The sequence below is a fragment of the Frankia sp. AgB32 genome, assembly GCF_023243045.1.
In the GTDB taxonomy this organism is placed as follows: Bacteria; Actinomycetota; Actinomycetes; order Frankiales; family Frankiaceae; genus Frankia.
This window is the reverse complement of sequence record NZ_JALKFX010000005.1, coordinates 107,412-121,743: the sequence shown is the minus strand read 5'-3', so window position 1 is coordinate 121,743 and position 14,332 is coordinate 107,412. Positions and strand designations below refer to the sequence as shown.

The 14,332-nt window shown below is 71.6% G+C and carries 7 protein-coding genes; 6 read left to right on the top strand and 1 reads right to left on the bottom strand.

The features are described 5' to 3' along the window. Positions 1-134 precede the first annotated feature (134 nt). Positions 135-3,491 carry an RHS repeat-associated core domain-containing protein gene (locus MXD60_RS03170; protein WP_248817404.1) on the top strand — a complete coding sequence of 1,119 codons (3,357 nt, stop codon included), beginning with the start codon at positions 135-137 and terminating at the stop codon, positions 3,489-3,491. Then, entirely contained in the window at positions 3,488-4,012 is a 525-nt protein-coding gene (locus tag MXD60_RS03165) for a hypothetical protein (RefSeq protein WP_248817403.1), read from the top strand. The genes MXD60_RS03170 and MXD60_RS03165 overlap by 4 nt, the downstream gene beginning before the upstream one ends. On the opposite strand, the gene MXD60_RS03160 is transcribed toward MXD60_RS03165, so the two are convergent. Beyond that, the gene (locus MXD60_RS03160; RefSeq protein WP_248817402.1) at positions 3,988-4,620 is read right to left on the bottom strand and encodes a DUF4291 domain-containing protein; all 633 of its coding nucleotides are present in this window, start codon (positions 4,618-4,620) and stop codon (positions 3,988-3,990) included. The two genes, MXD60_RS03165 and MXD60_RS03160, sit on opposite strands and share 25 nt — an antisense overlap. Before the next feature lie 213 nt (positions 4,621-4,833). Between MXD60_RS03160 and MXD60_RS03155 the strand changes: the two genes are divergently transcribed. The 4 genes from MXD60_RS03155 (at position 4,834) to MXD60_RS03135 (ending at position 14,306) form a co-directional block, all read left to right on the top strand. Further along, positions 4,834-5,325, top strand: coding sequence for a hypothetical protein (locus MXD60_RS03155; protein ID WP_248817401.1), 492 nt, complete (start codon positions 4,834-4,836; stop codon positions 5,323-5,325). A gap of 619 nt (positions 5,326-5,944) precedes the next feature. Further along, positions 5,945-10,666, top strand: a complete 4,722-nt coding sequence (locus tag MXD60_RS29240; RefSeq protein ID WP_308222350.1) for an FtsK/SpoIIIE domain-containing protein — start codon at positions 5,945-5,947, stop codon at positions 10,664-10,666. 315 nt (positions 10,667-10,981) lie between these two features. Further along, on the top strand, positions 10,982-12,391 hold the full coding sequence (locus MXD60_RS03140) for an NAD(P)/FAD-dependent oxidoreductase (RefSeq protein ID WP_248817413.1): 1,410 nt from the start codon (positions 10,982-10,984) through the stop codon (positions 12,389-12,391). Between the two features lie 643 nt (positions 12,392-13,034). Beyond that, positions 13,035-14,306 carry a YihY/virulence factor BrkB family protein gene (locus tag MXD60_RS03135; RefSeq protein ID WP_248817400.1) on the top strand — a complete coding sequence of 424 codons (1,272 nt, stop codon included), beginning with the start codon at positions 13,035-13,037 and terminating at the stop codon, positions 14,304-14,306. Positions 14,307-14,332: the final 26 nt, after the last annotated feature.

Below are 14,332 nucleotides of genomic sequence, written 5' to 3'. Positions count from 1 at the left end.
CAGGAGCCCAGTGCGGTAGTCCCGCACGCTGGGATCTGTGCGGGGGGCCGCCCGCAAGGGCGGTCCCTACCGCGATCAGCGACCCACGCGGCCACCGGACCCGATGGGTCTACGCCGGCGCCGCGCGCACCCCGGTGGAGATCGTCGACGCGGCCGGCGCGCTGACCCGGATCACCGTGAACGATGATGACCTGCCGACCTGCGTCGTCGATCCGGACGGCGTCACGACGAGGTTCCGCTGGGACGACGACGCCCAGCTCATTGACGTGCGGGTCGCCGGCGGGGGGCGGACCAGGCTGCGCTACGACGCCGCCGGCCGGCTGGTGGGGATCACCGGACCGGCGGGCCAGACCCGGGTGTGGGAGAACGACGACGCCGGGCGGGTGGTGCGCGAGCAAGGCCCGGACGGGGCAGCCAGCGTCTACCACTACACCGCTGCGGGCCGTCCTGACGGCTACGTCGACCCGGCCGGCGGACGATGGGGGTCGACGTATGGCCCGCACGGGCGGGTCGAGCAGGTCGTCGACCCGCTGGGCTCGACGCTCGGCTTCGAGTACGACCTGTTCGGTAACACGGCGCTGATCGTCGCCCCCGACGGCCAGAAGTTCCACGTCGACCACGACGGCCTCGGCCGGCTGGTGGCCCTGAGCGACCCCGCTGGCGCGACGTTTCGCCGTGGCTACGACCCGGACGGCCGTCCGAGCGTCGAGTCCGACGCCGAGGGCCACGAGTGGCGGGTCGAGTACGACGAGGCCGGCCGCCCGGTGCGCCGCACCAGTCCGGACGGGCGGGTCCGCCAGCGCGCGTACGACCCGGCCGGCGCCATCATCGCTGACACGGACCCCGCGGGCACCGTCACCCGCTACGAGCGCGACCAGCGCGGGCGGGTGAGGGCCGTCATCGACCCGCTGGGCGGTCGACGCACGCTCGAATGGACTCCCGGTGGACGCCTCGCCGCCGTCACCACGCCCTTGGGCCGGCGCGAAACCTACGGCTACGACCGCGCCGGCCGCTGGGTGCAGACCACCGCGCCGTCAGGGGCGCGCACCCTGTACCGCCGCGACGCCGCCGGCCGGCTGACCGCGCTGGTCACCCCCGCCGGCCGCGAGACGACCTGGGAGTACGACGTGTACGGGCGGGTCGCCGCCGTGACCCGCCCGGGCGAACGGCGCACGACGATCGAGCGCAATCCGCTCGGCCTGCCCGTAGTTGTCACCGATGGCACCGGCGCCTCACGCCGCTACACCTACGACGCCCGCGGCGCTCTGACCAGCGCCACCGACCCGCTTGGCGCCCTCACCCGCTACGAGTACGACACCCGCGGCCAGCTCGCCGCCTGGACCGACCCACTCGGCGGCCGCCACGAACTGCACCACGACCAGGTCGGACGCCAGACCGGGATGACAGACCCGCTCGGGCGGCCCACGACCGTCAGCCGGGACCGCAACGGTGCCGTCGACACTCTCCGATACGCGGACGGCACCGGACTGCGATGGTGGCGCGGCCCTGGCGGCCGGCTGATCGGACGGGGCCCGGCCGGCAGTGAGCAGCCATGGGTGCGGTACAGCTATGACCCGGCCGGCCGGGTCACTAGGGCTGAGCCAGCCGGCCCGGCTCCCGATCGACCGGAGCCGGGTGGCGCGGTCGCGTTGAAACATGACCAGCTGGGCCGCCTCATCGCCCGCACCACCGCGGCGGGACGGCTCGAATGGGGCTACGACGCCGACGGCCAGGTTGTCAGCGCTCGCCGCACCGGCGCGGCGCCGCTGCGGTACGACTATGACGCCGACGGCCGCCTGCGGTCGGTTGAGCATCCCGCGCTCGGTCGCCGCCTCCTCGACCGCGACGCCGACGGACGCCCCGTCATTCCCGGCCACGTCGTGCGGCGCGACGCCGCCGGGCGGATCGTCCAAGTCGACCACGACGAGACCCGGCTCCGCTTCAGCTACGACGAGGCCGGCCAGCTCGTCACCGCCGAGGGACCGTGGGGTCGGCAGACCCTTACCTGGGACCTCGGCGGACGTCTGATCCATGACGATCGTGGCGACCCCGCCACGACCGTCCGCTCCTCATACGACGCTGCTGGCCAGCTCGTCGAGCGCCGGGTCGGCGACGCCCCGTCGACCACGTTCAGCTATGACCCAGCCGGCCGCCGGATCGCCGCCGACGGACCATCCGGCACCGTCCGCTACCGCTGGGACCCGGCAGGTGGGCTCGCCGAGATCCACCACAGCCCGACCAGCGAGACCAGGGAGCCTGGCCGGACGACGGGGCTCGCCGTGGACGCGCTCGGCATGCCGCTTCAGGTCAACGGCGTTCCCGTGCTCTGGGACCCGGTCACCTGGCCTGGACAGGTGCACCAGTTCGGCACGGCGACCTACGCCCGCGCCGGATCGGTCATCGGCGTCATCGACGGGGGGTCAGCGGAGGACCGACCAGGTCAGGCCGGGCAGCGTGGCTGGATCGACGCCGACGGGCAGGACTCGCCCGGCAGCTACGACCCTTGGGGCCTTCCCACCCCGAGCAGCGCCGACAGCCCGACAGGCGGTCCGGCCGAGGCGGCGGGCGGGCTCGGTTACCACGGCGAACTCGCCGTTGACGGGCTGCTCTGGCAACGCGCACGTGTCCTAGATCCGGCGACCCGGTCGTTCCTGTCACCTGACCCGCTCGACCACCTACCCGGCATGCCCGCGGCGGCGAATCCCTACCACTACGCCTGGAACGACCCGGTCGGCATGCTCGACCCCACCGGACTACGCCCGCTCAGTGACGACGAGTACAACACCTACCGGACCCAGGCCGACAAAGGCATGTTCGACAAGGCCTGGGACAACATCCGACACGACCCCTGGGGAAGCCTCGCCGCCGCCGCCGTCATCGGCGCCGGCGTCGGCCTGATGTTCGTCCCCGGCGGCCAGGCGGTCGGCGCCGGGATCCTCATCGGCGCCGGAGCCTCCGCCGGCATCGGCCTCGTCACCGGCCATTTCAGCCCCCGCTCGATCGCCGTCTCCGGCATTATCGGTGGTGCGCCCGGCGGCATCGGCGATGCTATCGGCGGCGCCACCACCGCAGGAGCCGACGCCCTCAGCGCCGACGCCGCCATCGCGGAGGACGTGGGCGGGCTTACGAACGTCTTCCGAGTAGAGGGGCCAGGTAATGAGCGCCTGAACATCAGCCCATCAGGAGAGGTCGCGATCAAGGGTGATAACATGCTGTTCTTGAACTTTGGCCAGGAGGCTCGGGCGCAGTCCTTCATTGAGCGCCGACTGGCGCAGGGATTCGAGGGGACGCAGATCAAGACGTTCCAGGTGCCGACATCCTATGTTGACGAACTGCGTGCGGCAGCGGTGCCGGAGTCGATGATGCGGCAGTTCCCTGGCAGCCCTCTCGTGGTGGACGTGAACCAAGCTGTCGACCAGTTCGGGCTTCGTGCGGCTCATTTCGATGATCTGCTCGACAACATCATTCCGGGTAGTGGACGGTTCTGGTGATCGGTCCTGAGGAACGGCGACACCTGACGGACGGCCCTCGTCCTGGCGAGGTGGCGGCCGGTGCCGGTACTGTCGGCGTGCTCGCGCGTGGCGGAGCGGCCGGCGGTGGGGTGCTGGACCGATCCCGGGCCGTGCTGCTTGCCGTCCTGGAGCATTCAGGGTCGACCTGGCCGACGGTGGAGGAATGGAGATCCATTCTTCCGCCCTGGTTCGTCGGCGCCTGCGGGCCGGAGCTGTCGCGCGCGGAGGCCGAGCACTGGCTGGCCTGGTGGCGCAGTCTGGGGCCGGCTGATAGAGCCAGAACGGAAGCTGAACGTCGGTGGACATTGGCGGACTGGATCTACTGGCTTATGCCGTCGGAGCGCCAGTGGTTCTGGTGGGATGCCGAGGTGGGCCGGGACGGCACATTGCGGGTAACCGTCGAGGTCGCGGGCTGGCCGACGCCCCTGGGCGCCCTGGACTGGCTGCTGCGGGCGGCCGGTGCCACGGAGATCGTTCACGAGGAGAACTCGCTGCGCTGAAGTTCCGTGGCGCCGATCAGGCCGCGGAGAGGCTCAGGCAAGGGGTAGACGTGTTCGGCTGGCAGCTCCGCCTCCGCGGCGTCCAGGCGGCCGGAGCCGACGTGGCAGCGGATGCGCTCGGCGAGCGGGGTGACGTCGGTGATGGCGGTGATCCACAGGTCGAGGTAGCGGTCGACGGCCTCGCCGGAAAGTCCGATCTGGATGGCACGGTGGCTGAGCGGTGCGAGAGTGAGGGACCGTTCGGGGTCCCACTGGATGCGGACCGGGCTGGCCCGCTTGTGCTCGGACCATTGCTGCCGGCCGGTGTAGGTGCCCGACTCGAAGTGGCTGAGCGCGGCGTGGGCGAGCGCCCATGCGAAGCCGTCCCTGGCGATCTCGATGGCCAGGATGCGTTCCTGGCCTGGCTTGGTAGCCCATCCGGATCGGTACATCATCCATAGGAAAGAGGGTTTGATCCAGGTCATCCGGCCGCGCTTGAACGGCGCGACGAATGTCTGGGCCGCGACGGCCGCGTCGGCTATCTCCGGCGAATACGCCTGGTAGACGGTAATGGTACGGTCGGTGAAGCTGGCCCGTACCTGGCGGAGTGGCATGCGAGGCGCGGTCATCAGCCGGCTTCGCCAGCGAGGGGACGGAGCCTTGCCCTGGCGATGATCGCGTTAATGACGGCAAGAATAATGGCGCGCCTGTCGTCAGCGCCAGTGCTGTCGACCAGGCTGTCACCGGGATCCATCCATCGTCGACCATCGAGGATACGATCACGTTCGACGCGTGCAGCGGGGACGACCTGGACAGTCACACGATGGCGAGACGATCATACGATGGCCGCTGGGGAATCGTTCGGCCCGACGTTCCAGCGGGTCTGGTTCCGGCGGCCTGTCGAGGATTTGATCGAGTTCGGCGGTCAGGCGGAACTCGGCAATAGCGATCATCGGGGTATGGACGGTCGCCAGGGGTCGACCGGAGCTCACAGTCCACCGGTCCGCATCCACCAGGCTTTCCACCATGCGCGGGACGAGATGGCCTTCGGGTGGGCTTGGGTCAGGGGTGTGTCGCCCGCCGCGCCCACGCCGGGACCGGGGATCTGGGCACGGCGGGCGGTGGTGTCGGCGCAGGTGCGCCAGGCGGGAACCGCAACCTTGCGACGTGGGAGTAGCTACGCCGAGGCCCGCAACATCGCCGGTACCGATATGGTGCGTTGTGGAGAAAGATCGATGATGTCCTTCATCGCCGATCCGGACACCGTAGAGACTGAAAGTCGTGAAATCCGGGTATCGCCAAGGTGTCCTCGGGTGACGCTTGATCGGGGTTGAAAATTGGCCGCGATAGGAGCCGAGATCGTCGACTATGAAGTCGACTTCCGGCCGACGCGTGTCGTTTAAGAATGCCGGCGAGGTGCGCAATCACTTCCAGGGGAGGATTCTTGCTGGGCCGCCCGGGGGAACGCATGGCGTGCGCGTGGCGGACTTCGCGGGCCCACGGTTGCCGACAGCGCTGGGAAAGGCCCAATGTTACGGAGGTCTGCGGGCGGGCGGTGGCCGACCGCATGGGCGGCCAGGGCGCAGTATTCCGCGACGCGTGTCCGCATGGTTCCCGGCGGCGGAATGGGATGAAAGTCGACATGGCCGAGCTACTGCCGGGATTCACCTATCCGCCGAGGCTCGTGAACGGCGCCATTCTCTTCAATATCCGCAACGGATTTTCCGGGCGCCGTCTTCATGATGGCCTCTTACCCTTTGCAAAAAGGGCGGAAAATGACGATGCCGCCTGCTGGGGTCTGACTGGAAAGGGTATCGTCATAATGCATTAACGGGCGAGTTCGGGTCGGCCTCGGCGGCCAATTCAAGGATTTTCAGGCCTGGTTCAGGAAAGCGATCGAAGATACGATGGAGTAGGACGCGTAGGCGTGGATCCGACAGGGGCGATCACAGAGTGATCATTAGGGTGCGGGCGGTCGCTGAGGGCGGCGGGACACGGGACTGGTCGGTGGAGATCGGGGCCGGCGCGACCGTGCGGGAGCTGGGCCTTCGCTTGTTCGGCCCGCCCGGCGAGCTCGGTCTGGCAGTAGCGGGGGAGTCGTTCGGGCCTGAGGTGCCGGTGGCGATCTGCGGCATCGTCGACGGCGTCGAGGTGGCCCCGGCCGAACTCGCGGACGGGTACCGGTCATCCGGGTACGGCAACAGGTTCACCGCGGCAGGCGCGTCCGCCTGGCAGGCCGACGTCGCCGATGCCTGGTGGGAGCCCACGGCTGGGCCGGGAGCCGGCGGCTTCGAGGCGGTCGCCTCGGATGCGGATGCGGAGGCGGACTGGTGGGCCCCGGCGCTGGCGCCCCAGCCCGCACGGTCCGACGTGGTCCCCCGGTCGCTGGCGGGATCGTACTCAGGCGGGTGGGAGTTGGTGGTCGTCGCTGGCCCGGGTGCCGGGTGGCGGCTGCCCGTGCCGGTGGGGCAGGGGGTCGCGCTGTTCGTCGACCCGTTCGACGGGCCGCTGCTCGAACCCGGCGGCGTCGAGGTGGCGGCGGTGGCCGAGTTCACCGTGGCCGACGACGCCGTCACCTGCCGGTGGGCGGTGGAGGGGCTCACCGTTGACGGCGAGGCACCCGCGGACGATCAGGTGCTGCGCCCCGGCGCGGTGCTCACCGCCGGACGCAGCACCGCACGCCTGGCCCGCGCGGGCGGCGGGCTGGCCCGAGTAAGCCAGGGGCTGGGTGTGCCGGCCGAGCATCGCCCGACCGTGCCATTCCACCGCACCGCCCGTCCGGTGCCACCACCGGCGCCGGACGTGGTCACGGTGCCGCCGACGCCCCGGGAACCGGGCCGGGCGAGCCCGTTCAACTGGGCTTCCCTCGGCGCTCCGCTGGTCCTTGCCGGCCTGCTGTTCACGATGACCAGGCAGCTCACGTACGCGCTCATGTCGGGGCTGGGCGCGATCATTGTGGTGTTCTCGTTCGTGGAGAGTCGGCTGCGCCGCCGCCGGGAGGTGCGCCGCGGCGCCGCCGAGCGGGCGGTGGAACTCGCCGCGTTCGACACCAGGCTGGCCGAGGCCAGGCGCCAGGAGCTGCGGCGCCGCTGGGACGTCACGCCGACGGCCGCCGACTGGGTCCGGACGGCCGACCAGCTCGGCGCCACCCTGTGGGAACGCGGCCCGACCGACAGCGACTTCCTCGACGTCTTCGTCGCCGTCGGGCCCCTGCAGTGGCGCCCGGCGGTCGAACGAGTGGACCAGGCCGGCGCCGAGATCAGGGAGCGGGTGGCCCGTTCGGGGGGTCTCGCACCGGTGCCGCTGACCTTCAGCCTGGACCGCGGCGAGCTCGTGACGCTGCGCGGCCCCCGGCCGGAGGTGCTGGGCCTGGTCCACGCGGCCATCTGCCAGGCCTGCTGCGCGCAGGGGCCCGCCCATCTGCGGATCGGCCTGCTGGTCGAGGACACTGCCGACTGGGAGTGGCTCAAATGGCTCCCGCACCTGCGGGACGAGGCCAGCGGGGAACTGCGGGTGCGGCGCGTCGACGCCGCCGCCGACCCGCAGCGCGCCGTCGACGAGGCCGCCGCCTGGCTGACAGCCGCGGATGGGCTCGCCGCCGGTGCCGGCGCTGCCCGCCCAGGCGGATCGAGCGGTCCCGGCAGCCGTGGTGGCTACGGTGGCCGGGGCGGCGGCGGTCCCGCACTCAGCCTGCAGCCCGCTGCCTCCCCCGAACGGGTGCAGGCGGTCCGGACCCTGCTGATCGTCGACGGACCACGGTTGCGGCCCGGGTCCAGCCTCGCCTTCCGCCGCGCGCTCGCGGCCGACACGTCGGCGATCGTCGTCGACGGCCCACCCCCCAATCTGACCACCACCCTGGTCGAGTTCGGCCCCGACGGCACGGTCACCCAGGCAGACGCGAGGACCGGCCGGGTCGTCCACGGTGCGAGCCCAGCGCCGCTCGACGCCGACGACGCGCAGCGCTGCGCGCGGATGCTCGCGCGGCTCGACGATCCGCTCGTGGCTGACCGGGCCGCGCCGCTGCCCGCTGGGGTCCGGCTGTCCGACCTCGTCCCGTTCGACCTGGCGCAGCCGTCCGACCAGCTTGCCGACGCCATCCGCACGCACTGGGCAACGGCCCGCCGTGACCCCGGCAGCCTCGCGATCCCGGTGGGTGTCGGCGAGGACGGGCCGTTCGAGCTCGACATCGTCCGTCATGGCCCGCATGGGCTGCTGGGCGGGGCGACCGGGTCCGGCAAGAGCGAGCTACTGAAGATGATCGTGGCCGGGCTTGCCGCGCGGTACTCACCCGACGAGGTGATCATTGGACTGTTCGACTTCAAAGGCGGCACGTCCCTGCAGGAGCTCACCCGGCTGCCGCACTGCGTCGGCCTGGTCAGCGACACCGACCTGCACGAGGCCGAGCGGGCGCTGCGCTACCTGCGCACCGAGCTGCTGCGCCGCGAACGGCTGCTGTTCGCCCGCGGCGCGGCGAAGATCGAACAGATCGCGGGTGAGCTGCCCCGGCTGATCGTCATCATCGACGAGTTCCAGATCCTCGCCGACGAGCTCCCCGACGAGCTGGCGACCATCATCGACCTGACCAAGCGCGGCCGCTCCCTGGGCGTGCACCTGCTGTTCGCGACGCAGAGCCCCGCCTCGGTGCGCAACTACGACGAGATCAAGCGCAACACCCAGCTGCGGATGACCCTCAAGCTCCTCGACGTCGAGGACTCGGTGCGCCTCATCGACCTGCCGGACGCCGCCCGGTTCACCGTGCCCGGCCGCGGGCTGGCCCGGGTCGACAACCAGGTGCTCTCCTTCCAGGCCGGCTTCCCGTCCGGCTCCGTCGAGGTCCGCGCGGACGACGCGGTCCGTCTCGAACCGTTCACGCTGCTCCGCGTCGCCGTCGACGACCCGCGGACCGCCACCGCCGGTGCAGGCGCCACGGCCGTCGTCACCCCCGTCGCCACGTTCATGCCCGACCACGCGAACCTGGCCGGCCTCGCCGCCCCGGACGAGCCCTGGTGGCAGGTGGACGTCGCGGTCAACGGCACCGGTGCCGAGGACGACGCGACCGTCGAGGCCGCAGAGCGCACCGAGCTGGGCGCGTTGATCGACGGAGTACGGCGCGCCTACCGGTCGGCGCTGGGCCAGGGCCAGTCGCGGCCCGTCGCGGACGTCTGGCCGCCGGCACTGCCCGCGTCGCTGGCCCCGGGCGAGGTCGTCGCCCAGGCCCGGGCCGGCGAGGTGATACCCGGGCGTCCCGCCGGGCTCGCGGCGTACTTCGCCCGCGCGGACCGTCCGGACGAGTCCGAGCACGCCCGCCAGCCCGCGGTCGCCTGGCATCTCGACGCCGGCAACCTGCTCGTCTTCGGCGCTGCGGGCGCCGGCGCCACCACCGCGCTGACCATGCTCGCCACCAGTCTCGCCGCCTCGCTGTCCCCCGCCGAACTGCACCTGTACGCGCTGGACTTCGCCGGCGGTCACCTGCAGGAACTCGCCGCGCTGCCGCACTGCGCCGGCAACATCGTCCTCGGCGACGAGAGCGAACGGCAGGTGAACCTGCTGGCCTACCTGCGGGCCCGGATCGCCCGGCTCGGGGCGCTGGACACCGCGGGCCGGGCGGCCGAGGCCCAGTCGATCCTGCTGATCGACAACCTGGCCGGCTTCATGAACGCGTACGAGGCCGTCAGCTCCAAACAGGGAATCGCGGTGCTCGAGGACTTCGCCGCGGTGATCGGCGCGGGACCCGGGTCGAAGGTGTCCGTCGCCGCGTCCGTCGTCGGCACCCGAGTGCGCAACGAGGTCGCCGCCCGCGCGCCGCAGCGGCTCATCCTGCGCCTACCGGACCGCAACGCCTACGCCGACCTCAACATCGAACGGCGCTCGATCCCCCGCGGTCTGCCAGGCCGGGGCCTGTGGACCACCGGCAACGACCTGTTGATGGAGGTCCAGGTCGCCACCCCCGACGCCGCGTCCCCGGCCGGGGCCCACCGTGAGGACGACGCCGACGCCGCGACCCGGCCCCGCCGCATCCGGGCCCTGCCGGCAACGATCGAGCCGGACGAACTCACCGCGGACGGGGGCGCCCGCCTGGTCGACGACGTCCTGATGATCCCGGTGGGCCTCACCACCCAGGACGGCGAAGTCGTGCAGGTGTGCCTTGACCTGGCCGAAGACAGTCCGGCACTGGTGTACGGGCCACCCCGCTGCGGCAAGAGCACGTTGCTGCGCCGCCTCGCGGAGCTCGCCCGGGCGAACCTGGGGGACGCCGTGGCGATCTACGCGGCGGCGGCCGCCGACTCGCCGCTCGCGGACTGCCCGGCCGCGGACCGGGTGCGTGAGCTCGACACGGCGGCGACCCTCGCCCAGCGGGCCGCCGGCGAGCGGCGACCCACCCTGCTGCTCATCGACGACGTGACCCGGCTCGGCGACAACCTGAACGCATTCCTACAGGAACGTCACCCCCGGGTCCGCCTGGTCGCGACGGCCCGCGTCGGCGAGCTGCGCACGGCGGACTACACCTGGACCGCGAGCCGGCTCAAGTCGGCGCCGACCCGCCTCGTACTCGAACCGGAACCCGGCGAATCCGACCCCGTCAGCGGCCGGTACCTCACCTACCCGCCGAGCGGACCAGGCCGCGGCCGAGGCTTCCTGCTCTCCGCCGGCGGCACCCGCTTCGTCCAGACCTGAACAAACAAGATAATCAACGATGTTGACGAAGTGCCGCCGACGCTTGATCATCAAATATCCACCTCGGTGATCAGGTCGCTCCCGGCACCCCGACGGTTGCCGCGTACGCCTCCGGGCAGGCACAGGGCACGGATCCTGCCGCCGTACCTCCGCGTCGCGGCCGCACCGTCGACGGCGCGGCCCCGGTCGCGGGGCCGTCCACCGCACCGGAGGTGCCCTGTGCCACCACCGCTGTCGGCGTCGCCGGCGCCGTCACTGTCGGCGACCCTGCGCCGCCTCGTCCAGTCGTTCGCCGGCCAGCCGGCCGCGCGCCGGATGGCGCGGCCGGCGCCCGGCCAGGGCTGCCCCGGCGGTGCCCCGCGGGCGCCCCGCGTCGTCGTCGTGGGCAGTGGCTTCGCGGGTCTGCGGCTGCTGCGCGCGCTTGAGCGGCTGCTGCCCCCGGAGGCGGCGGAACTGACGGTCATCTCCCCGGTGGACCACCTGCCCTACGCGTCGCTGATGCCGCAGGTGTGTGCGAGTTCCGTGGAACCGCGGCATCTGGCCGTCGCGACCCGCCGGGCGCTGCGCCGCACGGTGCTGCGACTGGGGCACGCGGTGGACGTCGACCCGCAGGCACGCACAGTGACGGTGCAGGGTAATGACGGCACGGTCGACCAGCTGGGGTGGGACCGGCTGGTGCTGGCGCCGGGCTCGGTCACCAGCACCTTCGACGTTCCCGGCGTGCGGGACCACGCGATCGGCCTGAAGAACCTGAATCAGGCCGTCTACCTGCGCGATCACGTACTGCGGCAGCTTGAGCTCGCCGACGCGGCGCACGACGTGGGCGAGCGGCGGGCGCTGTGCACGTTCGTCGTCGTCGGCGGTGGCTACACCGGCACCGAACTCGCCGCGCAGATGACCCGGTTCACCCGGCGGGCGGTGGCGAACTATCCGCGGGTACGGGCCGAGGACATCCGATGGGCCCTTGTCGACCATTCCTCCCGCCTGCTGCACGAACTGGCGGCGCCGCTCGGACGACGGGCCGGCGAGGTGCTGGCGGCCCGTGGCGTCGAGGTGCGGCTGCGGACGGCGGTGACCGAGGTCGGCGAGCGGTTCGTCCGGATGCGCGGGGCCGACGACGGCGGCGGTGCGGAGCGCACCATCGACACCCGCACCGTCGTGTGGTGCGCCGGGGTGGCACCCAGCCCGCTGATGGCGACGATCGGGCTGCCCACCTCGCACGGGCGCCTCGTCGTCGACGAGTACTTCCGGGTGGCCGGCGTGGCTGGCCTGTTCGCGCTGGGTGACGCAGCGGCCGTGCCGGACCTGACCCGCGGGGGCGAGCCGGCGGGGCAGACCGCCCAGCACGCCGTGCGGCAGGCCACCGTTGCGGCCCGCAACCTGGCCGCGTCCCTCGGGCATGGCAACGCCAGGCCCTACCGGCACCACGACCTCGGCTTTGTCGTCGACCTCGGCGGGCGGGACGCGGTCGCCAACCCGCTCGGGTTGACCCTGCACGGCCTGCCCGCGGTGGTGGCCACCCGCGCGTATCACGTGTACGCGTTGAACAACGGGTCCAACCGGGCCAGAGTGCTCTCCGACTGGGCCCTGGACCTGGTCGCGCCGCACCAGATCGTCCAGCTCGGCTTCGCCCGCGGCCCACGTCCGACCATCGCCTCCGCGGAGGAGACCGGGATCTATCCGACGGCCCGCCCGCAGCCGGCGGCGGCGCGGCTCCTGACCTGATCCGATCTGCCCAGGACTGCCGGCACGGCGGCCGGCTGCCGGACCACGACCAATGTCCGCCCGTGCCGGCTGCGACCCCGCGCGGCCGCGACCGTGCCGACGGACTGCTGGTAGTGAGATTCCGGCGTCCCCTGATCGGACCTGTTCGCCTGGCGCTGGCGTCCAGGCCCGCGCGATCGCCCAACCGGCTGGCGTGATGCCGGGGCCGGAACGGGGCGCGTCCCAGCGGTGTGAGCGGTGGGGGATGGTCAGATCGGGTCAGTTGATAGGCCGGGACAGCTCTTTCCACGTCATAATGTGATCAATCTGATGCTGAGGGTCGCGGCTCCAGCCAAGGGGCAGGGAGCCGATCCGTCAACGCGATGATGAGCAGGCGTCGATGTCCATCCCGGCGTCGCCGGCCTGCCCACGCGGGGCGACTGGCACGCTCGGGCCACCGAAGACAAACCCTCACCCCCCGGTCGGGCGGTCGGCGAGATGGCCGTGCCCTACCGCGGCGGGGGCCATGACGGCCTGGTCAGTGGGTGTATGACCAGACCAAGCGGGGGAGATCGTCATGACGACGGACGGGTGGGGGAGACGCGGGATGGCACTTGGTGGCCGCTTGGACCGCGCTCAGCGACGACACCGTGGCCTTGGCTTCGTGGTCGCCGTCCTGTACAAGTTCGCTGACGACCAGGGCGGCTACCTCGCTGCGCTCATCACCTTCTACTCGTTCCTGTCGCTGTTCCCGTTGTTGCTGCTGCTGACGACCGGACTTGGATTCGTTCTGCATGGCCACCAACACCTGCAGGAGCAGGTCGTCAGCTCCGCCCTGGGCCAGTTCCCGATCATCGGTGATCAGCTGCGGGACGACGTGCAGGCGCTCAAGGGCAGCGGCGTCGCGGTCGCCATCGGCGTCCTCGGCGCGGTCTACGGCAGTCTCGGCGTCGCCCGGGCGATCGGCAACGCACTGGACACCGTGTGGGCGGTGCCACGGCGATCACGTCCCAACCCGTTCTTCGCCCGGGTGCGCAGCCTCAGCCTCATCGGTCTGCTCGGCCTCGGTGTCGCCATGACCACGATATTGTCGACCGTGACAACCGGCGCCTCGGCCTTCGGCCGGCTCGCCGCCGGGTTCCAGGTCCTCGCGGTCGCGATCTCCGTGGCGGGCAACGCCGGGTTGATCCTGGTCGCCTTCAAGGTCCTCACCGTCCGGTCCATCCGGGTCATGGAGATCCTGCCCGGTGCCGTGTTCACCGCCGTGGGCTGGCAGCTCGTGCAGACGCTCGGCGGCTATTACATCGCGCACCAGCTCAAGGGCTCCACCCAGGTGTATGGGCTGTTCGGGCTGGTACTCGGTCTGATCACCTGGCTCTACTTCCTCGCGGTCCTCGTCGTCACCGGGATGGAGGTCAACGCCGTGCGGGTGGGCCGGCTCTATCCGCGGGCGTTGTTGACACCGTTCCTCGACGCTGTCGAGCTCACCGACTCCGACCGACGGGCCTACACGTCCTACGCCCAGGCGGAGCAGTTCAAGAGCTTCCAGCGAGTGGATGTCACCTTCACCGACACACCCGACAGGCACCGCCCGCGGGCAGCCCAGGGGGATGGGCAGCCAGTCGGTGCATCGGCCACCCCCCAGCCATCGGAGCAGTCCCCGCCCGCTGTGACTCCGTCCGACATGGCCTTGTCCGACATAGCCCCGTCCGACATGGCCCCGACCCGCGGGGTTCCGCCGGTGTCAGACCGACCGGCGAAGGTCCCACCGATGGCACCGGCGCCTGCCGGCGAGAAGAAGCCCGGCGCGGACGAGCCCGTGGGCACCTCCACCGCCGATCCACGGTGCGACCACGTGTTGTCCGGTGACGCCGGAACCCCGTGCGACCCGTCCCGCAACGTCACGTCCCCCGAACAGAGCGGGGCGGACGGCTGACCGCCGTCCACCACCGCCTCCTCGTA

What these genes read in the sequence shown, in the direction of transcription:
- MXD60_RS03160 (WP_248817402.1), bottom strand. Translation starts at nt 4,620, where the DNA reads ATGACCGCGCCTCGCATGCCACTCCGCCAGGTACGGGCCAGCTTCACC.
- MXD60_RS03155 (WP_248817401.1), top strand. Translation starts at nt 4,834, where the DNA reads ATGGCCGCTGGGGAATCGTTCGGCCCGACGTTCCAGCGGGTCTGGTTC.
- MXD60_RS03140 (WP_248817413.1), top strand. Translation starts at nt 10,982, where the DNA reads ATGGCGCGGCCGGCGCCCGGCCAGGGCTGCCCCGGCGGTGCCCCGCGG.